The organism is Pseudomonas sp. RGM2987, assembly GCF_022952855.1.
Classification (GTDB): domain Bacteria; phylum Pseudomonadota; class Gammaproteobacteria; order Pseudomonadales; family Pseudomonadaceae; genus Aquipseudomonas.
The window spans coordinates 94,372-116,824 of record NZ_JALJDX010000220.1; the positions used below are offsets into that span (position 1 = coordinate 94,372).

Genomic DNA, 22,453 nt, shown 5'->3' on the forward strand with positions numbered 1-22,453 from the left:
CCCACAGGGGATCGGTGGTGGCCACAAGGTTACCCTCTGGTTCCCACAGGAGGAGGTCAGAGATCCAGCACCAGCATCGGCGTTTTCGACCGGGAGCAGCAAGGCGTGAACTGGTCGTTGCAGGCCTGTTCGGCCTCGGTCAGGAACAGGTCGCGATGCTCCGGCACGCCGTCCAGCACGCGGGTCAGGCAGGTACCGCAGACGCCTTGCTCGCAAGAGACCGGAACGTCGATGCCATGGCTTTCCAGGACCTGTACCACGCTGCGGTCCGCTGGGATTTCGAACACCTGGCCGCTGCTGGCGAGCTTCACTGAAAAGCTCCCGTCGGCGCGGGTATCGGTAGGGGCGGCGGCGAAGTACTCACGGTGCAGACAGTCCTGGGTCCAGCCCCGGGCCTGGGCGGTCTCGAGGATGTGTTGCATGAAGCCGCCGGGACCGCAGACGTAAAGGTGCAAGTCCTCGCTCGGAACCGCCAGCAGTGCGGCGGCGTCCAGCGCGGTTTGTGGTTCCTCATCGAAATGCAGGAACACCCGGTCGGCGTACGGTGACCGGCGCAAGCGCTCGACAAAAGCTGCCCGTTCCCGGGATCGGGCGCAGTAGTGCAATTGGAACGCCGCGCCACTCTGGGCCAGATGGTCGGCCATGCACAGGATCGGGGTGATGCCGATGCCGCCGGCAAACAGCAGGCTGCGTCGAGCCTGTGGCGCAAGCGGAAACAGATTACGCGGTTCGCTGATGTACAAACGCATGCCCGGCAGGATCTGTTCATGCAGACTGCGCGAACCGCCACGCGATGCCGAATCCTTGAGCACGCCAATGAGGTAGCGATGGCGCTCCTCGGGATGATTGCACAGCGAGTACTGGCGAATCAGGCCGCCAGGCAAGTGCATGTCGATGTGCGAGCCGGCGCTGAAGGCCGGCAGGGGCTGGCCGTCGACCCGGATCAGCTCGTAGCTGCAGATATCCAGGGCTTCGTCATGTCGAGCCGCGACCTGGACTTCGATCATGGCCGTTGCTCCACCTGTTGCGGCTGGTGGGAGCTGGCGATCAATCCGGCCTGCGGCTCCCGCTCCCGCGCAATCCAGCGCTCCAGCACCTTGCGCGACTGCACGCCGCCAGCGTCAATATTGAGCTTGAGCAGGTTGCGATGGGGATGTTCCAGCAGGTTGCGCTGCTGGCGTTCGAGCATTTCCAGGTCTTCGCTGAAAATCTTGCCCTGGCCTTCGCGGATACTTGCGGTGAGCGCCTCATCCTGTGGCTGGAAGTGCCGGGCCATGCCCCAGAAGTACCAGATCGAGGTCTCGGTTTCCGGCGTGATGAAGTCCACCACGATGCTTGATGCCTTGAACTGCGGCGCGGCGTGATAACCACCGTTGCCGGCGTGGGCCACGCCGACTTCGATCAGCACGTGGCTGGGCGGGGTGAAACGGCAGATCTGCCAGCGGTCCACGGGTACGACGTCGGCCAGGTTGTTGCCCCGCAGGGCCATGCGCCAGAACGGCGGTGCCATGATGTTTTCCATGTGCCGGGCGGTGATCACTTCATCACCCTCGACGGTGGTCACCGGCGGCGCCTCGTCGATTTCCTTCTGGCCGATGCTCGAGGCGTGGACGTAGGTCTCGTGGGTCAGGTCCATCAGGTTATCGATCATCAATCGATAGTCGCACTGGATGTGGAACAGGCCGCCGCCGTACGCCCATTCCTCATTCTCCGCCCATTCCAGATGATGGATCAGCGTCGGGTCCGCCAGCGCCTGGTCGCCGGGCCAGACCCAGATGAAGCCATGCCGCTCCTGCACGGCAAAGGTTTTGTTGCAGGGAAAGCCACGGACCCGTTGCCCCGGCATCTCGACCGTCTTGCCGTCAGCGCCCATTACCAAGCCGTGATAGCCGCAGACCAGGTGGCCGTTTTCGACATAGCCCAGGGAAAGCGGGGCGCCACGATGAGGGCAGAAGTCCTCCACGGCCACGACCTGGCTTGCCTGCCCACGGTAAAAAACCATTTTCTCGCCACAGATCTGTCGCCCCAGGGGCTTGTCGGCGATTTCATCGGGGGTGCAGGCAACGTACCAGGCATTTTTGGGGTACATGACGGATCTCCAGGCGGATGTTTTTCTTGTTTGTGGATCCATTAACTCTCTTAACTAATTTGTTTGTCAATGTTTTTACTGATCTTGCGGATGGCTGGTTGTTTTCAATGGATCCATTGGTTGATCTCTACGGCACGTCGCATCGCTATGACCGGAGGTAATGCATCGGAATTAATTGGCTCGAGCTTTCTCAAAGAACAATACTCGCCACGGCCTACCTGTCGCTCAGCCCGGAGTCATTCATGAAAACCAAAGCGTTACTCACGGAACAAGACGTTGCCCAATTGCTGGTGGCGGCCAAGGAACTGGCCCATCAACGCCAGTGGGCGGTGTCGGTCTGCGTGGTGGACGATGGAGGCCATCCGCTTGGCCTGTTGCGCCTGGACGATGCCTCGCCGCTGTCGGCCTACATCGCCACCGAAAAAGCCCGCACGGCTGCCATGGGCCGGCGCGACAGCAAGTTCTTCGAAGACATGATCAACGGCGGTCGCCACGCCTTCCTCAGCGCACCGCACTTGCACGGCATGCTTGAAGGCGGGGTTACCATCCGCCATGACGGGCGGTGCATTGGCGCAATCGGGGTCTCGGGGGTAAAGGCCGAGCAGGATGCCGAACTGGCGCGGCTGGCTGTGGAAACGGTGCTGCCGATCATCACGCCGGATGCCTGATGGTCAGTTGATGGCACTCAACCTGTGGGAGCGAGCCTGCTCGCGATAGCGGTGGGGCAGGCGACGACGCCCGCCGCAGATGTGCACAAATCTTCCAGACGCCACCGGCCACAGCGGTTAATCTGCCCAAGCCAATCCACCGAACAGGGCCGCCCATGACTTCGCGCAACTGGATCGATCTCAAGCAGGACGCCACGTCCGGCATCGAGACCGTGCGCGCGCATTTCGAGGGGCATGCCTATGATCCCCACTGGCACGACAGTTATCTGGTAGGCGTGACGGAGCAGGGTGTGCAGCAGTTTCATTGCCGCCGCCAGCAACACAACAGCACGCCGGGCAAGGTGTTCCTGCTCGAACCCGGCGAACTGCATGACGGCAATGCCCCCCATGAAAAGGGGTTTACCTACCGCACGTTGTACCTGGAACCGCACTGGCTGGAGCGTGAGCTGCGGTCCCTGTTCGACGTGGCGCCGGACAACGCCCAGTTGGGCTTCGCCGCGACCCTGACCGATGATGCGCAACTGGCGAGCGCCACCGCCGCTGCGTTCCAGAGCTTGCACCAGCAGGAAATCCGCATCGTGCGCCAGACGGCTCTGGACCAACTGCTCGCCAACCTCACGCAACACTTGCACTGGCGCACGCGGATCAACCCGGACCCCCGGCTGCCATTGGTCGCGCAGCAGGCCCGGGATTACCTGCACAGTCATCTGAGCGAAGACATCGGGCTGGATGATCTGGCGCGAGTTACCGGGGTTGACCGCTTTCGCCTGACCCGGGCGTTCAAGGCCGCATTCGGCCTCGCGCCCCACGCGTACCTGATCCAGTTGCGACTGGCCCGGGCGCGGCGTCTGCTCGCCAGCGGCGAGAGTGCCGTGGCGGTGGCCGCACTGCTGGGGTTTGCCGACCAGAGTCACCTGGGCCGCTGGTTCCAGCGTGCCTATCGCCTGAGTCCGGTGGACTACCGCAAACGCTGCTCAATTGTTCCAGACTGAGCACAGCTGCACAGGGGAGGATCAGCCTACGATCCTTTACCGAGAAGCCGCTCCATGGACCAGTTACTGCCGTTTGCCTTGTTCGCGTTTGTCGCCTCCATCACTCCCGGGCCGACCAACATCCTGGTGCTGAGCCACAGCTCGCGCTTTGGCCTGGCGACCACCGTCCCGATCATCCTCGGCGCCTGCGCGGCAGCGGCCTTGCTGGTGCTGTTGGTGGGCACCGGGCTGGGGGACCTGCTGGCCCGTCACACGACCATTCAAACGGCGTTGTCGTGGGCCGGCATCGCTTGGCTGAGCTGGATGGCCTGGCAGATTTTCAGCGCCCCGGCCCAGGCCATCGACCCCGACCAGCCCGTTGAAGGCCCGAGCCTCGGCCTGCTCGGGGCGGCTGGCTTGCAACTGGTGAATCCGAAGACCTGGATGATGGCCCTGGCGGTAGTCAGTGTTTTCGCTGGCGCCGAGGCCGACCGCACCGTACGGGTGCTGTGGCTGTCCCTGGCGTTCTTCGCGATTGCCATACCGTGTATGACCGTCTGGGCTTATCTGGGGCGTGGCGCTGCCCGGTTCTGCCGTTCCGCCGTGGCGATGGGGCGGTTCAATCGGGTCATGGCAGTGATGTTGCTGGTGTCGGCGTGGCTGACGTTGGTGGTGTGAGGCCTTCCTCCGTGGATGCCCTGTGGCAACCGCTTGCAACAGTCGCAGGGTTTCAAAGAACGATTGATTTGAGGAGCATCGACCCCGCCAGAACTCAGCGTACTTCACGTTGCAGATGCTCTATCGACCCCAAGGAAGGAGGTCCATCATGTCAACTCTCGTTACCCATATCGATTTCATCCAGGCCAGGCTGCCCATCTGGCTGAAACGGGCCACACGTCCCCGGCAGGAACGCTTCAAGGTGCTGACCCAGCAACTGCAGCGCGACAGCGATGCCCTCAATACCTTGCTCGGCGACCTGCCGGCGCCTTATGCCTTCACCCTCGACCGGCTCAAGGTGCAACCGCAATTGCACGGCTGGAACCAGGTGAACGGCGGCGCCAGTGTGGCGGACGCGATAAGCCGCGCCAGGGTCCGGCGCGGTCCATCCGTGACCGATCCTTCGCTGTCGGTGATCGAAGCGGCCATGCGCAATTACCCTCCCGCCGATGGCATCGCCGGTGGGGATTTCGACACCCGGGGCGAGCTGTTCATCCAGGGCCGGCGGGGCGAGTTCCAGCAAGGGGATACGCCATCGAGTACCGCGTCACTGAGCATGACCCCGGCCAGTTTCGCCAGCCTTTGCCGGCGCCTGGACGTTGGCGGGGCCTACCGGCAGATAATTGAACGCAAGCTGCCACGCATCACCGGCGAAATCCCCGGGGTAGCGAAGGCCTACATCGCCTATGCACACAGCCAATTACTCCACGATGCCTACGAGGCCAAGCTGGACGGACGCCTGGACACTACGGGCGAACGGTTGCTGGCCTACGTCGGCGTCGATCTCGAAGCGCAGCCTGCGGCGCCCTTGGCCTGTGAGGTGAAGGCCCTGGAGCTGCTTGGTGCGCCATTGTTCGGCGCCCGGGTGTACTGGGGGCTGGCGGGGGACGCCAACGGCGTTCGTCCGATCGTCCTGCACATGCCCCACGATACCGTGGCGCCGCTCAAGCAGTTCCCGAGTTTGCAGGCACTGTCGGCGGAGTTGACCGAGCGAGTCCGTAAGCGCAGTTATCGCCAGAGCCTGATGCGTTACCTGCCGCTGCGTTTGCAGGCCAGCCTCGGGCCGGCCCTGCACGATCAGGTGGAGTGGAAAGTTGTCGATAACCTCAATCTGTTCCAGGAGATCCATGCACGTATCACGGGTTGGCGCGAGGGCGAGCGGGGCGAGGACGACAATCACCGGCGCATCCGCATCCCCACGCCCAAGGTGGCCTGGGGTCTGAATGACATACGCGAGAACCACTGGCACGCCGCCTATCACGAGTGGCGCGGGCACACCCTGGGCAATGCTTCGGCGCTGATGGTCCCGACCCGGGACCAGGATTGGCGGGCGCTGTTGGCGCGTATCGAATACTGGGAGGGCCTGGTGGAGCGTTCGCTGATGCTCGCCGCGACCTTTTTCCCGTTCTGCGCGCCCGTCGGCATGGTGGCAGCGGCGGTGGGTGGGGTGCGGCTGGTGTATGAGATCTTCGAAGGTATCCAGGCTTTCAACGAGGGCCATGCGCAGGAAGGCATCGAACATATCTTCAACGTGCTGTTCGGGATTGCCCAAGGTGCGTACCTGGGTTTCATCGGCGGCGCCGTCGAGCCGATGCCGGTGGCTGACGGCACCACCCGCTTGTGGAATGGCGACGTGCGCGCTTTCGAAGCGCAGCGCTTGCCACCCCTGGAGGCCGAACAGGACGCCTGGGGTGTCTGGCGCACCACGGACGAGGCCTGGGTGCGCATCGAGGATCGCTACTTCGAGGTGCAGGGAGCCCGGGACAACCTCAGCCTGCGCCTGCCGTCCGGACATCGGGGCGTGAGGCCGCCGCTGGAATGGAGCCGCAGCCGTGGCTGGCAGTGGGCCCATCGCAACCCGATGCAGCGCGACAACCTGGCGCTGCTGCGCACTTTTGCCGAGACGCCCGCCGAACTGGACAATCCGACGATCCTCGCGGTGCAACGTCGGGTTGGCGTCAGCGAGGCGCATCTGCGCTACCTGCAAGTCGAGGCGCGACCGATGCCGGCGATATTGGCCGACGCGTTGGATGAAGCGCGGAACTGGCAATGGGTGCGCCACACCATCGAGCGCCTGCGCCGTGGCGAAGCGCCTCACGGCAGGCATTTTCGCATCGTCCAGACCCTCGCGGAGCTGCCCGGCTGGCCGCAGAACACCACGCTGCGCTATCACGACGGCGTCACGCTTTACCCCGTGGGCAGCATGAGCGACACGCGGTCTGTCCTGCTGAGCAAAGTGGACCTCGCCAGCGACGCGTGGGCCGCGCGAATCCTGGAGAGTTTGAGTGTCGATGAACAAAGCGCGCTGCTGGGGCAGAACAGTCTAGGGTTGCTGCCGTTGGAGCGCAGTCGCCTGTTAGCCGGGCGATGGGCTGCGCGCCTGGAGCGAAGCGCCCGCCGGGTGACCCTGGCGATGGCCCGATCTGTCGAGCTCGATCCCATGGCCGTGCCCCTGACCCGGGCGTTCCCGGGCCTGCCGGAGTCCATCGCCAACGAGCTGGTCTACGAAGTGGCCGGCAATGATCGGCTGCGCCTGCTCGAGGGAAGGGTCCCTGAAAGCCTCGGCACCCAGTGTGCCGAAGCCCTGCGTGAGCTGCGCCTGAGCCGGGCCCTGCGGGCGCTGGAGCGCGACGAAAGTACGCTCGACCGGGATCGTATCGTCATCGGCCTGCTCGCCAAGGCACCTGGGTTGCAGGGCCGGCTGCATCTGCGCCTGTGGCTGCGCGAGCTGCCAGGCCCGCTCGAACTGGGGGACTCCGGGCCGTTGAAAGTGATCCGCCAGGAGGGCGACCTGTATCGTCCCTTCGACGAAACCGGCGAAGAGCTGGCGAGCGCCTTGAGCCTGGAGGAGGCGCTGCTGAGGGCCCTGCCGGACGATGCTCGCAGCGCACTGGGCTTGAATATCTGGGAGGCGGCCAGGCTTCGCAGCCAATTGCTGATGCAGGCCCTGATGGACCGCCAGGCCCTGCGCCCCTACCTGTTGATGCGCCGCCTGGGCAGCATCGGCTCCGAGCCGCAGTGGATGAACGGACATCTGGTGTATCCGCTCAGTGGCCGCGGTCGGCTCGGGCTGCTGGAATGGGTCGATAGCTTGAATCAGCGTCTGGAGCGGCTGTATCCCGCGCATGCGGGGGATGGCCTCGAACGACTGCGGTCTGGCCTGACCGTCCAGGCTGAAACCCAGGGTATCAGCGTCAGCGAACTGGTCAGTCGCCTGGAAAGCGACTGGGCCACACTGGATCAGGAGCTGCGCCAGTGGGCGGATCATGAAGGCTTCCATCACCCGGTCGAGCAGGCCCTGGACCGCGAGACGCTGGTGGCGCAACGGCGACTGATTGCCAGGAGAATCCGCCGTGCGTGGCAGCGCGCACCGGATCCGGGCCGCGAAGGCAGCGAGCTGGTGCTGCGGATAGAAAACGTCACCCTGGGCCGGCTGCCGCCGGTCAGTGTTCGATTCGAGCATATCGAAGCGCTGATCCTGAGCAACGCGGGCCTGATCGAAGACCCCTCGGACTTCCTGCGTATGTTCCCCCTGATCGACACGCTGAATCTGCATGGCAATCACCTCACCACCATTCCGGCGGCGGTGGCTGAGTTGTCTACGCTGGTCGATCTGTCATTGGGGCGCAATCCGCTGCACCTGAACGCGAATGTGTTCGCGCCACTGGCGAGCAGCGAAATGCCCATCCCTCTATGGACCCTGAACCTGTCAGGAATCAGCAGCGGTGCCGAGGCGGGGACCAGCACCGAGGTGCTTGCCGCCATCAACAGCCTGTCCGCCGTATCGCCCCTGCGCGAGATTGTATGGACCGACAACCTGAGTTTCACGCCCGAACAGCTACAAGCCCTGACCACCGCAGTACCGGGATTGCGGACCCTGAACCTGATGCGCTGCGGCCTGCGCCTGGATGAGCAGGGCAGTGCCTTCCTGCGCACCGCCACGGCGCTGCGGGAGCTGCGCCTGAGCGAAAACAATTGCCGGGATTTGCCAGCGTTGCCCGAGCTTGCGAACCTGATGGAACTGGAAGTGGCGAGGTCCAGGCTGGACCGGGTACCGCCGCTGGTGCTGTCGGTGTTGTCCAGGCATACCGAGCGGAGCTTTCCCGACATGTTCGTCGTCGATCTGCGGGACAACCGGATCACCCATATCGAGGATGACCTGCTTCCTGCGCTGCGCCGCCTGGCCGATGAGGACACGCTGGGGGTCTGGCTCGACGACAATCCGTTACCCAGCCCGCAGATCGTGGCGCTTCGCCAATTGATGCCCGACGCTTTCCGCTACAGCGTCGATGACTGGCTGTACATTTCGCCTCCCTTGCAAAGGGCCCTTGAAGTGGCCCGCGATGATCCCGCGATGCGCCGGTTCATCGACTGGTTCTCCTCCGGTATCCAGGCCGCCGACGGCCGTTCGGCGGTCGGGTTGACCTTCGCTGATCGAGAGAGAGCGGCGAGCGTAATGCGCCGGTACGTCAACTATCGCGACGTTTACGCGCCCTTGCCGATGCAGCTGGGCGATTTCGACCAGCAACTGCAGCAACTGCGCGCACGCCTGCAGGTGCGCAGCCTGGACCGGCAGCCGCCCGACCTGAGCGAGCTGGAAATGCATTTCATGATGTTCGAGGCGGCCATGCATGCGCGCCTGGCCCGCAATGGCGCGCCGTTCGCCTCCTTTCTGAATGCTCACCACACCCTGTGGGGGCGGGCACTGACGGGGCGGTATCCGGACGTCGTGCAGCGCCGAGGATATATGACCCGCGACGCGTTCACCGACTGGCTCAGCGACGCTCAGGACACCTTCAACAGCAACGATCAGGACCCGCGCATTGGCGAAATGACCTGGCGACCCTACTTGGGATTGATGTCCCAGGACTGGTCCGAAGGCCTGGCGCTCTGGGAGACCGCCGATGACGATCTGGTGGATGCCTTCAGCGGGCCCGTGGATCCCTCGCGATGGCCCCGGGTCATGCTGGACAACCTGGCGCACCCGGACGCTGACTTGCCCAGTGCCTGGGAGTCACTCCTGGAGGACGGGCAAACGGTCTGGCGTCGTGTCGGGCTCGAAGCCGTGGCGGACGTGGATTGGACCGCGGGCCAGCCAGTGACCCTCACCGAAGATCAGTTGCGCCGGACCATGGTCATCTATCGTTCGGTCAAGAGCCGGGAGACCGAGGCGTTGGTGCGTCGGGTGACCGCAAGCCTGGTCAATGCCTGGTGGCCGGCCCTGCCGCTTTGAATACCAGCGCCTTCAAGCCACATTGAGGGTCGATGTCCGGAAATTCCGGTGGGTTGGCCAAGCGTTCCACGAAGGCCAGCCCCGGGGCTTCACGGGTGACGCCCTCGATGAGGAAGTCCGAGCCGGTCGCCGGGTCATTGCTGCAGGCCAGGAGCGTTCCCTGGGCCGTCAGCAGTTCCGGCAGCCGGCGCAGCACCCGCTGGTAATCCTTGGTCAGCAGGAAGCTGCCTTTCTGGAAGGTCGGCGGGTCGATGATCACCAGGTCGTAGGGACCGCTGTTGATCACTTTGCCCCAGGACTTGAACAGGTCGTGGCCGAGGAAACTCACCTGGCTCAGGTCGTGGTCGTTGAGCCGATGATTGTCGCGGCCTCGGCTCAGGGCAGCGCGGGACATGTCCAGGTTGACCACGTGCCGTGCACCGCCGGCGATGGCTGCCACTGAAAAGCCGCAGGTGTAGGCAAACAGATTCAGCACGCGTTTGCCGTCGGCGTTGGCGCGCACCCAGTCGCGGCCATAGCGCATATCCAGGAACAAACCGTTGTTCTGCTTCTTGCCCAGGTCGATCCGGTAGCGCAGGCCACCTTCGGTCAGGGTCCATTCGTCGATGGGCTCGCCCACCAACCATTGGGTGAGGCTCTGAGGCAGGTAGCGGTGCTGCACGGCGAGAGTTTGGGCGCCGCTGTTCTTCCAGGCGGATGAAGCGGCAAGCGCGAGCAGTGTCGCGAATAAATCGTCCAACTGCGCCTGTTCCGGTTCCTTGAACAGCGAGACCAGCACAATGCCTTGCAGCCAGTCGACGGTGATTTGCTCCAGCCCCGGCCAGCAGCGGCCACGTCCATGAAACAGGCGGCGGGTCTCCTGCGGCGGGGACGCCAGGGCTGTGAGCAAATGAGTCTGCAGGGTCTGGAGTGCTAGAGGGTTCATCAGGCAAGGCCGGCGATTCGAAAGGCCGGCATTTTAACCACTGCCCGATCAGGTGCAATCCTTACGGTCAGGTGCAGTCCCTGTGGCGAGGGGATTCATCCCCGCTGCAGCGGAGCTGCCCGACGATTAACCACCACTGCTAGCCAGAATGCTCGCCACCTGCTGCGGCCGGCAGTTCAGATAGGCCGAGCGCTTGAGCCAGCCCGGGTCCGGGTACCAGGAAAACATGAACTGACCGCCCTTGAGCTTGTCGATGACCTGACGCGCCACCTGAGGACGCACAGCCGGGCAACCCTGGCTGCGCCCGATCCGGCCCTGGCGCGCGCTCCACAACGGGTTCACATAATCGGCGGCATGGATCACGATGGCGCGATCCCGGGCCTGGTCATTGAAACCCGGTTCCAGGCCGTCCATGCGCAACGAATAGCCGTGGGTGCCCTGGTAGCTTTCCTGGGTGCGAAACAGGCCCAGGCTGGACTGGTAGCTGCCCAGCTGATTGGAAAACTGCGTGGCGAAATTCTCCCCGGACTTCTGCCCGTGGGCCACCAGGTCGCGCAGGACCAGTTTTTTCTGGCGCAGGTCGAAGATCCATAGCCGGCGGGCCGTGGACGGTTGCGAGTAGTCGATGACCGCGAGGTGGCGGGCCTGGGTCGCGCCATTGGCGACCGCACATTGCATGGCGCTCAAGGCACTTTTGAGCGCCAGGGGATTGAGTTCCGGCGCCGCGTGGGCGAGGCTGTTGTAGAGAAGCTGAGAATTGGCCTTGTCGGCCAGTGCCGGGCTGCACACCGCGCCCAGCCCGGTCATGACCAGGCAGAACTGGCGCAAGGCCCTCAGCACGGATGAAAGATTCCCACGGCGGTGTTGGTTAGCGGCATCCCGTCCGGTGTAGTTCGTTTGCATGATGGCGGGTCGTACCTGTCGCTAAGTTGCCCGTCAACGAGACGGCCATGGATTGGAGTAAAGCAGTTGTTCAAAAAGTCCGCATGTTACCTGAGCCTTTTATTGCTCACTGCGCCATTGGTCGCAACAGCCGAGGAAGGCGACCCGGCGCTGGTGCAAACCACGCTGGGGCAATTGTCGGTCGCATGCCCGGAAGTCGCGGCGGGCGTCGACTTTCCGACGATGATCAACTTGCAGGCGTTCTATGAGCAAAACGCAGGCCAGGACATTTGGTCGGACGACGAACGACTTACCGCGTTGAAAACCCAGCTGCAGCAACTGGCCGATGACGGACTGGATCCGACGCGCTACCGCTTGCCTGTCGAAGGCAACGGTCAAGCCGCCCATTGCGTCGACATCGCGATCAGCCAGCGCTACCTGCAAGCCTTGTACGAGCTGCGTTTCGGGTACTTGCCCCAGGATCGTCTGGAACCGGTGTGGAAGGCCAATCCCCAACCCCGGGACCGCCAGTCCGAGGTGTTGGCGATCGCCGCGCCGGGTGTGCAAGACATTGCGGCAGCCTTTGAGCAGGCCAGGCCGCAGCTGGCGCTGTATCGCAATTTGCGCAGCCTCTATGCCAGCCTGCGACAGCAACCTCTTTCCGACTGGCAGCCAGTGCCGGGCGGGCCGTTGTTGCAACCGGACAAACAGGACGCCCGCGTGCCGGCCCTGGCCCAGCGTCTGTTCAGCGAGGGTTACCTGAGCGCAGCGCCGACGGTCACCGACGAGCACTACAGCCCGATGCTGGTGGAGGCGATGAAGAGTTTCCAGCTCCAGCATTCGTTGCAGGCCGATGGCGTGGTGGGGCCATGGACCGTCACTGAACTGAACGTCACCCCGGCCACGCGCCGCGAGCAGTTGCGCATCAACCTGGAGCGCATGCGCTGGCTGGCCCAGGACCTGGAGCCGGACAGCGTCCTGGTTAATGTGGCCGCGGCGCAACTCACGGTCTACCAGAGCGGCGCGCCGGTCTGGCAGACCCGCACCCAGGTGGGCCGTGCGCAGCGGCAGACGCCCTTGCTCAAATCCCAGGTCACGCGGCTGACCCTCAACCCCACCTGGACCATCCCTCCGACCATCATGCGCGAAGACAAACTGCCGGAGATTCGCCGCGATCCGGAGTTTCTCGCCCGGCAGAACCTGAGGATCCTCGACCGCGACGGCCTGCCGCTGGCTGCGGCGGATATCGATTGGGAGCACCCGGGCGACCTGATGTTGCGTCAGGACCCAGGGCCGAAGAACCCGTTGGGCAAAATGGCGATCCGCTTTCCCAACCCGTTCTCGGTGTACCTGCACGACACGCCGAGCCAGGCACTGTTCAGCAAAGGCCCGCGGGCGTTCAGTTCAGGCTGCGTGCGGATCGAACAGGTCATGCACTTGCGCGACCTGCTGGTGAGCCCGGCCGAGCGTGCGCGCACCGACACGCTGCTGGCGTCCGAAGCGACCCATGAGTTCAGGCTGGGCAAGCCGGTGCCGATCCTGCTCGGCTACTGGACCGTGCAGGCGGATGACCACGGCCAGGCGGTGTACATCCCGGACATCTATGGGCGCGATGGGACATTGGCCGCTGCTCGGGGCCGGGCGCTGTGAGGTCGGCATCCAACACCTCTGCAAACTGATCCACCGCTATCGCGAGCAAGCTCGCTCCCACAGGGTCTTTTGGTCGAAGGGGAGTCTCGCGGCCACCCGAGATCCACTGTGGGAGCGAGCTTGCTCGCGAAAGCGTTTGCACACTCAACACTTCTGCAAACTGACTCACCGCTATCGCGAGCAAGCTCGGCTCCCACAGGGTCCTGTAGTGGATGGGAATTTCTCGGCCACCCGAGATCCAGTGTGGGAGCGGGCTTGCTCGCGAAAGCGTTCGCACACTCAACACTTCTGCAAACTGACTCACCGCTATCGTGAGCAAGCTCGGCTCCCACAAGGAGACCGGCTTGGCTGCGAATCTTGCGCTGATCCACCAGGCTGCACTTTTATGAAGCCCGGGGCAGGGGATCGCACCATGGGAAGGCAATTGTCGGCGCTTGGAAGTCGCAGGCACGGGCGTTGTTGCGGCGGTGTTTGGGCGGGCGTCTTCGCGGGCGAGCCCGCTCCCACAGGGATCCCGATGATAATGAAGAGGCGGGCGGCCAGGGTGTAGTGCTGGCTTGGCACGCTCGCTGCAAGAGCCTGTGCAGGCCCACCGTGAACGCAGTCGTGTGGGCAGCCCGTCGGTCAACGAAGATCGAGTGCCAGAAGGCCGGGGACATCGGTAGATCAGGGCGCAGTCGCCGGATCGTTACCGCACAGAACAGGCAAAGACGCCTGGAACCGCAAGGTTTCAGGCGTCTTTTTTTTGCTTTCAAAAATCGTGATGGGCTTTTGTCGGGTGCTTTTATGAATTCCAACGTTGCTTCTCTGAACAAGCTGCAAACGCTGATCGTGATCGGCAATGGCATGGTCGGCCATCATTGCGTCGAGCAATTGATCGAGCGCGGAGCCCTTAACCACTACCGCCTGCATGTGTTCAGCGAAGAGCCGATGCGTGCCTACGATCGCGTGCACCTTTCCGAGTACTTCTCCGGGCGCGATGCCGAATCCCTGGCCCTCGGCGAAGCATCGTTGTACCAGACCCCGGGCCTCACCCTGCATCTGGGCGTGCCCGTGTTGGAGATCGACCGACAGGCGCGGCAGGTGGTCATCGAAGGCGATCGCATCGGCTACGACAAACTGGTGCTCGCCACCGGCTCTTATCCATTCGTGCCGCCGATTGAAGGCGCCGAGGGTGATTCGTGCCTGGTCTACCGCACCCTTGAAGACCTCGATGCCATCCGTGCCGCGTCCTGCCATGCGCGTCGTGGGGTAGTAGTCGGCGGTGGCCTGTTGGGCCTGGAGGCGGCCAACGCCCTCAAGTCCCTCGGCCTGGAAGCCCATGTGGTGGAATTCGCCCCACGGCTGATGCCGGTGCAATTGGATGTTCAGGGCGGCCTGGCCCTCAAGGCGCGCATCGAGAAGCTCGGTGTCGGCGTGCATTTGTCCAAGGGCACCCAGTCCATCACCGCCGGCGAGGAGTACCGCTACCGGATGAATTTCGGCAGCGACGACTTCCTCGAAACCGACCTCATCGTTTTCTCCGCCGGTATCCGCGCCCAGGACGCCTTGGCTCGTCAGAGCGAGCTGCAGATCGGCCCACGGGGCGGGGTGGTCATCGATGACCATTGCCAGACCAGCGACCCGGACATCTACGCCATCGGCGAATGCGCGGCCTGGAATGGCAGCGTCTTCGGCCTGGTCGCACCGGGTTACCAGATGGCCCGCAACGTCGCGGCGCGCCTGTGTGGCGAGCCAGGCGAAGCGTTCACCGGCGCCGACATGTCCACCAAACTCAAGTTGCTCGGCGTGGACGTAGGCTCCATCGGCGACGCCCATGGCAACACACCGGGCTCGCGCAGCTTCCAATTCATCGATGAAACCAGTGCCAGTTACCGACGGCTGGTGGTGGACGCTGACGGCAAGCGCGTGATCGGCGCGGTGCTGGTGGGCGATAACAGCTACTACGACACCTTGCTGCAATACATGCAGAACGCAATCACCTTGCCCAAGGACGCCGCCAGTCTGATCCTGCCGTCTTCCGAAGGCGCGCCGACCCTGGGCCCGGCTGCGCTGCCGGCCGCAGCCACCATCTGCTCCTGCCACAACGTCACCAAAGGCTCGATCTGCTCGGCCATCGACAGCGGCTGTACCGATCTCGGCCAGCTCAAGTGCGACACCAAGGCCGGCACCGGTTGCGGCGGATGCGCGGCGCTGGTCAAGCAGGTGTTCGAGCATGAGTTGATTGCCCGTGGCGTGACGGTCGATAAAAGCCTGTGCGAACACTTCGCCTACACCCGTCAGGAGTTGTACGCCCTGGTACGTGTGGAAGGCATCATCAGTTTTGAGGAGCTGCTGGCCAAGCACGGTCGCGGACACACCGGCTGCGATTTGTGCAAACCGGCGGTGGGTTCGATCCTCGCGTCGTGCTGGAACCAGCCGATCATGGACCCGTCCCTGGTGCCGTTGCAGGACACCAACGACACGTTCATGGCGAACATGCAGAAAAACGGCACCTATTCGGTGGTGCCGCGTATCGCCGGCGGCGAAATCACCGCCGACAAGCTGATCGCCATCGGCGTGGTCGCGAAGAAATATGACCTGTACACCAAGATCACCGGCGGTCAACGCATCGACCTGTTCGGCGCCCAGTTGCATCAGTTGCCGGACATCTGGTCCGAGCTGATCGAGGCCGGATTCGAAACGGGCCACGCCTATGGCAAGTCCACCCGTACCGTGAAGTCCTGCGTCGGCAGCACCTGGTGCCGTTATGGCGTGCAGGACAGTGTGCAAATGGCCCTGACCATCGAGGATCGCTACAAAGGCCTGCGCTCGCCGCACAAGCTCAAGTTTGCGGTCTCCGGTTGCACCCGTGAGTGCGCCGAGGCCCAGAGCAAGGACGTCGGCGTGATTGCCACCGAGAAGGGCTGGAACCTCTACATCGCTGGCAACGGCGGCATGCGTCCACGTCACGCCGAGCTGTTCGCCACCGACCTGGATGACGAAACCCTGATCCGCTACATCGACCGCTTCCTGATGTTCTACATCCGCACCGCCGACAAGTTGCAGCGCACCTCGGTCTGGCGCGAAAGCCTGGAAGGCGGCCTGGATTACCTCAAGGAGGTGATCATCGACGACAGCCTGGGCCTGGGGGCAGAGCTCGAAGCCCAGATGCAGTTGGTGGTCGATCGCTACGAATGCGAGTGGGCCAACGCCCTCAAGGATCCGGAAAAACTCAAGCGTTTCCGCACCTTCGTCAACGATGGGCGCGGTGACCCCGATGTTCACTTTGTTCGCGAGCGCGGCCAGCGTCGGCCGGTACACGCCGGCGAACTCCACCTGATTCCCGTTACCGAGGAGGTGCTCTGATGAGCCAGTCAAACGTCGTTCGCATGCCCACCCGCGATGCAGCCCGGGAACCGCTCCAGTGGCGCGCCCTGTGCACCCGCGAGGACCTGGTCCCCAACTCCGGCGTGGTCGCCTGGCACGACGGCAGTCAGGTCGCGCTGCTGTACCTGCCAGAACAACAGGACAAGCCGCTATACGCCATCGACAACCGCGACCCCAAGTCCGGCGCGAACGTGATCGGTCGCGGCCTGTTGGGCAACATCAAGGGTGAGCTGGTGATTGCCTCGCCGATGTACAAGCAGCATTTCCGTCTCGAAGACGGTCATTGCCTGGAGTATCCGGAGCAGAGCCTGCGGGTCTGGCCGGTGCGGTTGAATGGGAATGTGGTGGAAATCGGCGAAGACTGATCCGGAGTCGGCGCTTTTGTGGCGAGGGAGCTTGCTCCCGCTGGGCTGCGAAGCGGCCCCAAAATCCTGCGGGCGCTGCGCACTGGTGCGCCAGCCCGGCCAAGCGGGAGCAAGCTCCCTCGCCACAGGGAGCGTATGTGGTTCGAGTCCTGTTGTTCTGTTAACTGAAGCTGGGGATTAGCAATGAAAACCGCCGCTCAACTGGTGAAACTCAAAAGTGTGCAGAACCAGCAGGTCCACAGCATCGCGCCGCAGCAGACGGTGCTGGAGGCCTTGCAGATCATGGCCGAGAAAAACGTCGGCGCGCTGCCGGTGATCGAAGACGGCCAGGTGGTCGGTGTATTCAGCGAGCGCGATTATGCGCGCAAGATGGTGCTGCACGGACGCTCATCGGTGGGCACGCCGGTTCGCACGATCATGAGCACGCCAGTGATTACCGCCGACAGCCAGCAAAGTATCGAGCGCTGCATGGAAGTCATGACCGACAGCCACCTGCGGCATTTGCCGGTGCTGGACAACGGGCAACTGATCGGATTGCTGTCCATTGGCGACCTGGTGAAACAAGCCATCGTCGAACAGGCCGACCTGATTCGCCAGCTTGAGCATTACATTCGCGGGCATTGAGTGCCGAGGCGCCTGAGTACTGCTTTTCCGTGGCGAGGGGATTTATCCCCGCTGGGCTGCGTAGCAGCCCCAAAACAGTCGGTCGACCCAAAAGGTGAGCCCTATGAACCGTGTGGGGGCGCTTCGCACCCCAGCGGGGATAAATCCCCTCGCCACAAGGTATTTGCGTGCACAGGGGCTGAGTGTTTTTCAGACCGGATCGGCGGCTGGCCGATGCTGGCGCAGCAGCTCGATGTCCGCCGAAGGCACCCGCTCGCGCAACGCCTTGTAGAGCGCGCGGGTTTCCAGCAGGTTCCAGACCCGCAGCATGGTTTCCAGCGCATCCAGGGGTTTGCTGATGAAGTCCCGGGCGCCGAGGGCCAGGGCGCGCAGGCGAGTGTCGCGGGTGGCGTCGGCGGTGAGCACCAGGATCGGCAGGTAGTCGTTGGCCGGGATGCGCCGGTTCAGCTGTTCGAGCACGGCGAAGCCATCGAACGCCGGCATGTGCAGGTCGAGGATGACCAGGTCCGGCTCGAAGCTGTTGAACAGGTCGAGGGCGCGCAAGGGTTCAGTGCTGCTGAGCACGTTATGCAGGCCTTCGCGGGCGAGTAATTGTTCCATCAGATCCAGGTTGGGACGCTGGTCGTCGACGATCAGGATGCGCAAGTCACGATTCATGCGGGCTCCGGTAAGTAGTGCTCTAGATGGCCCAGGAAGGCCTGGATATGAATCGGTTTGGTCAGGATCGCGGTGGCGCCGGCATCACGCAGCGCCCGGTGAGTCAGGTCGTTGGCATCGGCGGTGAGCATCAGTACCGGCGTGGACGCCGTAGCCCGGGATAGGCGCAGACGCCGCAGCACCTCCAGGCCCTCCAGGTCGGGCAGGGTGACGTCCAGCAGGATCAGTTGCGGCGCGTGCTGGCGAGCCAGGTCCAGGCCCATCTGGCCTTGCATGCTCGACAGCAACTGGATGCCCGGCCGACGCTGCATCAGCGTCTCGATCAGCGCCAGGCTCGACAGGTTGTCTTCGATGCACAGGACTTTGCCGTGGTACTCCACCGGTGGGCGTGCCACCGCCAGCGCGGCGATCGGCGGCAAATGCGGGCTCACCACATGGGCGCCCGGCAATTGCAGCGTAAAGCAGCAACCCTGTCCCGGTTCACTGCGGACTTGAAGGCTGCCCTGCATCATCTCCAGCAGGCTTTTGCTCAAGGACAGGCCCAGGCCGGTGCCTTCGACCTGCGGATCGGCACCGAGGCGCTCGAACGGCTTGAACAATCGGTCCAGCTGTTCAGCCGCAATGCCATGGCCGGTGTCACTGACCGCAATGCTCACCTGGCGGTCCCGGACGCTGACCTCAATGCGCACTTCGCCGCCGGGTCGGTTGTACTTGATGGCGTTGGACAACAGGTTGAGCAACACCTGTACCAGACGCTGGCGGTCGGCAAGCACGCCGTTGTCATCCGGCAGCAGGGGCAGCTCGGCCAGCTGGATCCCGGCATCGGCCGCCATCGGTGAAACCAGCGTCAGGGCTTCATGCAGCACGCTGGCAAGCGCAATCGGCTCGATGTTCAGCGGCAGGCGACCGGCTTCGATCCGGGCGATGTCCAGCACCTCGTTGATCAACCCGAGCAAATGCTGGCCGGCGCGCAGGATATGGCTGACCTGGGGCCGCTGGCCGGCGCTGGAATCCATGTCCAGCAGTTGGGCAAAACCGAGGATGGCGTTGAGCGGCGTGCGCAGTTCGTGGCTCATGCGCGACAGGAATTCGCTCTTGGCCCGACTGGCGCTTTCGGCTTCTTCGCGGGCGGTGCGCAGGGCGATCTCGGCGGCGCGCCGGTCGGTGATGTCGCGGGTGATCTTGGAAAAACCGCGCAGGGCGCCGGTGCTGTCGTACTGGGCGGTGATCACGACGCTGGCCCAGAAGCGGCTGCCGTCCTTGCGACAGCGCCAGCCTTCCTCCATGTAATGACCGTCGCGGGTGGCTTCGCGCAGGGCCAGGTCCGGGTGCGCCGGGCATTCTTCAGGCAGATAGAACAGCGAGAAATGTCGACCGAGGATTTCCTGCTCGGTGTAGCCCTTGATCCGTTCGGCGCCGGCATTCCAGGTGGTGACGTAGCCTCGGGCGTCGAGGGCGAAGATCCCGTAGTCCTTGACCCCGTCGATGATCAGCCGCAGGCGCTCTTCGTTATCGCGCAGGGCTCGCTCGCGTTCGGCAAGCAGTTGCCCGGCTTCCACCAGCCGGGTGCCGAGCTGGCCGATTTCGTCCTGCTCCGGCGGTTGCGGCAACAAGGGTTGGCCCAATGCCAGGCGCTGGGCATTGCCTTGCACCTGCTGAACCCGGGCGACAATCCCCTTGGACAGAAACAGCACCGCGACGATGGCCCCCAGCAGCCCGCACATGGCCGCGAGCAGAGTGGCGAACAACAGCCGCATGCGGGTCGCCGAGGCCGCGGCGCTGCGCTCGGCGAGCAGGCCATCCTCGCGTATGCGCATGGCGCTGATCTGCTCGCGCAGCACGTCCAGCACCTGTTTGTTCTCGATCAGGATCGCAGTGATTGCCTCCGGGTCGTCGCGCCGGCCGTTGCGCAAGGCCAGCAGGCCGTCGAGTTTGTCGGCGATCAGCGGGGTGATGGTCTGCAGGTGCTCGCGCATCCTGGGGTCGCGGATGTTGTGGTCCAGGCGCTGCAACGCAGCCTGGATCAGCGGCGTTGCCTGTTCGTAGCTGGGCAGGAAATCCTCGCGCCGGGTCAACAGATAACCGCGCACGCTGGCCGCCGCCTCGGCCAGCAGGGTATGCACGGTCTGGATATCACCCTGGACCAGCAATACCCGGCGCACGTCCTCTTCGGCCCGCGCGGTCTGGCGTTCGGTGATGTAGATCAGCACCAGCGACAGCAACAGGACCACCAGCGGCAAGGAAATCACCACCAGTGCCTTGCCACGTAATGGCAGGTCGGCCCAACGGCGGGCTGCAAGAAACCTCATGGCCATTGCCCGGCAGGTTGCGCCACCAGCCCCAGGGCGACGCCGCGCACCGCAGCCTGGGTCCGGTCGGCGGCCCCCAGCTTGCCGATCACCCGCTCCACATGGGCCTTGGCGGTACCCGGGGCGATGCCGAGTTTCTCGCCGATTTCGCGATTACTGAATCCGCCCGCCACCAGCCCCAGGACCTGGCGCTCACGTGCGGTCAGCGCCTGGACCGGTGTCGCACCGCCGGCACCGCGTTCGGCCATGCGCCGCAGCAGGCGGGCGCTGACGGAACTGTTCAAGGCCTCCTCGCCCTGGGCAACCCGCTGGAGGGCGGCCAGCACTTCATCGCGGCTGGCATCCTTGAGCAAATAACCCACGGCGCCGGCGCTGATGGCGGCTTCGAGGTGATCGGGGCTGTCGTCCATGGTGAAGATCACCACTTTGATTGCCGGCTGGCGCTTTTGCAGGATGCGCGCCGCGCCGAGGCCGTTAAGGACCGGCATGCGGATGTCGAGAATTGCGATGTCCGGCGCCAGGCGTTCGCACAGATCGAGGGCTTCCTGGCCATCGCGGGCCTGGCCGACTACTTCGAACCCGGGAATCCCGGCGAGCATGCTGACGAAGCCGGTGCGGGTCACCTCGTGATCGTCGGCCAACAGCAGGCGCAGAGGGCGATTCATGGTTGTACTCCGTGGGCCGGCAGCGGCACGCTGGCGAGCAGGCGGGTGCCGGCGCCGGGTTGACTGCTGCAATTGAAATGTCCGCCGAGCAGGTTGGCGCGCTCCTGCATCGCCGCCAGCCCCAGATGACAGGTGCCGTTGGTCTCGATGGGTTGCTCCAGGGCAAAGCCGCGACCGTCGTCCTGCACCCGCAGCGCGGCGCGGCCGTCCGCTATCGAAAGTCCCAGGCGTACGTGACTGGCGTGGGCGTGCTTGAGAATATTGTTGATGCCTTCCTGGGCGATGCGAAACAGGGCGATCTCCGTGTGGCCCGGCAGGCGAGCGCCGCTGTGTTCGGCCCACTCCACCGTCAGGCCGACGTCGCGCAAGCGGTCCGCCTCCTTGTCGACGGCTTTATACAGGCCGAAATCATCCAGCACATGGGGGCGCAGGCCGCCGATCAATTGCCGGCCTTCGCCGACGCAGCCTTGGGCCAGGTCGAGGATGCCGCGCAGCTCATGAGCCAGTTCCGATGGCAAGGATGGGCAGCGTCCGGCGAACCCCTGCAAGCGTTGATGCAGCCCGGCCAGGTTCTGCGCCAGCCCGTCGTGCAGGTCGTAGGCCACGCGCTTGCGCTCATCCTCCTGGGCGCTGAACAAGCGATGGACCAGTTCGGACATGGTGCGCTCCCGGGCCTGGAGCGCTTCGAGCAGGCGACTGTTTTCCAGATGGGCCGCCAGTAATGTCGCCAGTAATTGCAGCGACTCGATGTCTTCGTTGTCCGGCGCGCCCAGGGCCACGCTGTTGCCCAGCATCAACGCCCCGAACTGGGCACCGTCAGAGCCACGCAATGGCACACGCAAGACCTGGGGCAGGGCGCTGCCAGGGTGCCCTTGCCATTGCGGTGTGGGTGAAGGCTGCTGGGCCAGGCTGGCGAGCAGCTCGATCCGTTCGCTGCTGCCATGGCTGGCGAGGGCATGCGGCGGCTGATCAGACGCCCACTCCAACAGCAGGCCATGGTCCATCGCCATGAACGCACACGCCCGCTGCACGACCCGTTGGCGCATTTGCGCCAATGGCAGTTGAGTCAGCTCATGGCCGGTGCCCAGCAGCAGGCCCAGGCGCGCGGCACGGCTTTGCGATTGGCGGTATTGCGTACGGATCGCCAGGGCGCTACCGGGGTCCAGCGGTGGGCTTTGCATCGGGAAGCTCCAGCATGAAGGGAGTGCTCGGGTTTGCGGTAAGTCATTAAAACCTGTCACTGGCACCGGGCCTATCTGCCGAATGGCATAGGCGATACACACCGGTTGGCCGATGGCGCAGGCGGCGAGTGCCGGCAAAGTGGGGCCA

At 64.1% G+C, this 22,453-nt stretch carries 16 protein-coding genes; 8 read left to right on the forward strand and 8 right to left on the reverse strand.

The window, feature by feature from the left end:
* Positions 1-56 precede the first annotated feature (56 nt).
* Both RGM2987_RS24870 and RGM2987_RS24875 read right to left on the reverse strand, forming a co-directional pair.
* A complete protein-coding gene (locus RGM2987_RS24870) occupies positions 57-1,007 on the reverse strand; it encodes a PDR/VanB family oxidoreductase (RefSeq protein WP_245145501.1) in 951 nt (316 codons plus the stop codon).
* On the reverse strand, positions 1,004-2,089 hold the full coding sequence (locus RGM2987_RS24875) for an aromatic ring-hydroxylating dioxygenase subunit alpha (RefSeq protein ID WP_245145502.1): 1,086 nt from the start codon (positions 2,087-2,089) through the stop codon (positions 1,004-1,006). The genes RGM2987_RS24870 and RGM2987_RS24875 overlap by 4 nt, the downstream gene beginning before the upstream one ends.
* A 242-nt stretch (positions 2,090-2,331) precedes the next feature.
* On the opposite strand from RGM2987_RS24875, the gene RGM2987_RS24880 reads away from it, so the two are divergent.
* The 4 genes from RGM2987_RS24880 (at position 2,332) to RGM2987_RS24895 (ending at position 9,678) form a co-directional block, all read left to right on the forward strand.
* On the forward strand, positions 2,332-2,757 hold the full coding sequence (locus RGM2987_RS24880; protein ID WP_245145503.1) for a heme-binding protein: 426 nt from the start codon (positions 2,332-2,334) through the stop codon (positions 2,755-2,757).
* Positions 2,758-2,912: 155 nt separating this feature from the next.
* Positions 2,913-3,749: an AraC family transcriptional regulator gene (locus tag RGM2987_RS24885; RefSeq protein ID WP_245145504.1), complete on the forward strand. Its 837-nt coding sequence runs from the start codon at positions 2,913-2,915 to the stop codon at positions 3,747-3,749.
* Positions 3,750-3,803: 54 nt separating this feature from the next.
* Entirely contained in the window at positions 3,804-4,406 is a 603-nt protein-coding gene (locus RGM2987_RS24890) for a LysE family translocator (protein ID WP_245145505.1), read from the forward strand.
* 148 nt (positions 4,407-4,554) lie between these two features.
* Positions 4,555-9,678, forward strand: a complete 5,124-nt coding sequence (locus RGM2987_RS24895) for a DUF6543 domain-containing protein (RefSeq protein ID WP_245145506.1) — start codon at positions 4,555-4,557, stop codon at positions 9,676-9,678.
* Here the strand turns inward: RGM2987_RS24895 and RGM2987_RS24900 are convergent.
* A complete protein-coding gene (locus RGM2987_RS24900) occupies positions 9,647-10,603 on the reverse strand; it encodes a class I SAM-dependent methyltransferase (protein WP_245145507.1) in 957 nt (318 codons plus the stop codon). The genes RGM2987_RS24895 and RGM2987_RS24900 overlap by 32 nt on opposite strands.
* A gap of 126 nt (positions 10,604-10,729) precedes the next feature.
* A complete protein-coding gene (locus tag RGM2987_RS24905; RefSeq protein ID WP_245145566.1) occupies positions 10,730-11,443 on the reverse strand; it encodes a murein L,D-transpeptidase catalytic domain family protein in 714 nt (237 codons plus the stop codon).
* A 129-nt stretch (positions 11,444-11,572) separates the two neighbouring features.
* On the opposite strand from RGM2987_RS24905, the gene RGM2987_RS24910 reads away from it, so the two are divergent.
* From RGM2987_RS24910 to RGM2987_RS24925, 4 genes are all read left to right on the forward strand, one after another.
* Positions 11,573-13,135, forward strand: a complete 1,563-nt coding sequence (locus tag RGM2987_RS24910) for a L,D-transpeptidase family protein (RefSeq protein WP_245145508.1) — start codon at positions 11,573-11,575, stop codon at positions 13,133-13,135.
* 786 nt (positions 13,136-13,921) lie between these two features.
* Complete coding sequence (gene nirB, locus RGM2987_RS24915; RefSeq protein ID WP_245145509.1) at positions 13,922-16,483, forward strand: nitrite reductase large subunit NirB; 2,562 nt, start codon at positions 13,922-13,924, stop codon at positions 16,481-16,483.
* Positions 16,483-16,869 carry a nitrite reductase small subunit NirD gene (gene nirD / locus RGM2987_RS24920; protein WP_245145510.1) on the forward strand — a complete coding sequence of 129 codons (387 nt, stop codon included), beginning with the start codon at positions 16,483-16,485 and terminating at the stop codon, positions 16,867-16,869. Before nirB ends, nirD begins: the two co-directional genes overlap by 1 nt.
* A 183-nt stretch (positions 16,870-17,052) precedes the next feature.
* A complete protein-coding gene (locus tag RGM2987_RS24925) occupies positions 17,053-17,493 on the forward strand; it encodes a CBS domain-containing protein (protein WP_245145511.1) in 441 nt (146 codons plus the stop codon).
* A gap of 189 nt (positions 17,494-17,682) precedes the next feature.
* On the opposite strand, the gene RGM2987_RS24930 is transcribed toward RGM2987_RS24925, so the two are convergent.
* From RGM2987_RS24930 to RGM2987_RS24945, 4 genes are read right to left on the reverse strand one after another with little or no spacing between them, the layout of a single operon-like run.
* Positions 17,683-18,150: a response regulator gene (locus tag RGM2987_RS24930; protein ID WP_245145512.1), complete on the reverse strand. Its 468-nt coding sequence runs from the start codon at positions 18,148-18,150 to the stop codon at positions 17,683-17,685.
* On the reverse strand, positions 18,147-20,459 hold the full coding sequence (locus RGM2987_RS24935; RefSeq protein WP_245145513.1) for an ATP-binding protein: 2,313 nt from the start codon (positions 20,457-20,459) through the stop codon (positions 18,147-18,149). The genes RGM2987_RS24930 and RGM2987_RS24935 overlap by 4 nt, the downstream gene beginning before the upstream one ends.
* Complete coding sequence (locus tag RGM2987_RS24940) at positions 20,456-21,124, reverse strand: response regulator transcription factor (protein WP_245145514.1); 669 nt, start codon at positions 21,122-21,124, stop codon at positions 20,456-20,458. Before RGM2987_RS24940 ends, RGM2987_RS24935 begins: the two co-directional genes overlap by 4 nt.
* On the reverse strand, positions 21,121-22,305 hold the full coding sequence (locus RGM2987_RS24945) for a sensor histidine kinase (RefSeq protein WP_245145515.1): 1,185 nt from the start codon (positions 22,303-22,305) through the stop codon (positions 21,121-21,123). The genes RGM2987_RS24940 and RGM2987_RS24945 overlap by 4 nt, the downstream gene beginning before the upstream one ends.
* Positions 22,306-22,453: the final 148 nt, after the last annotated feature.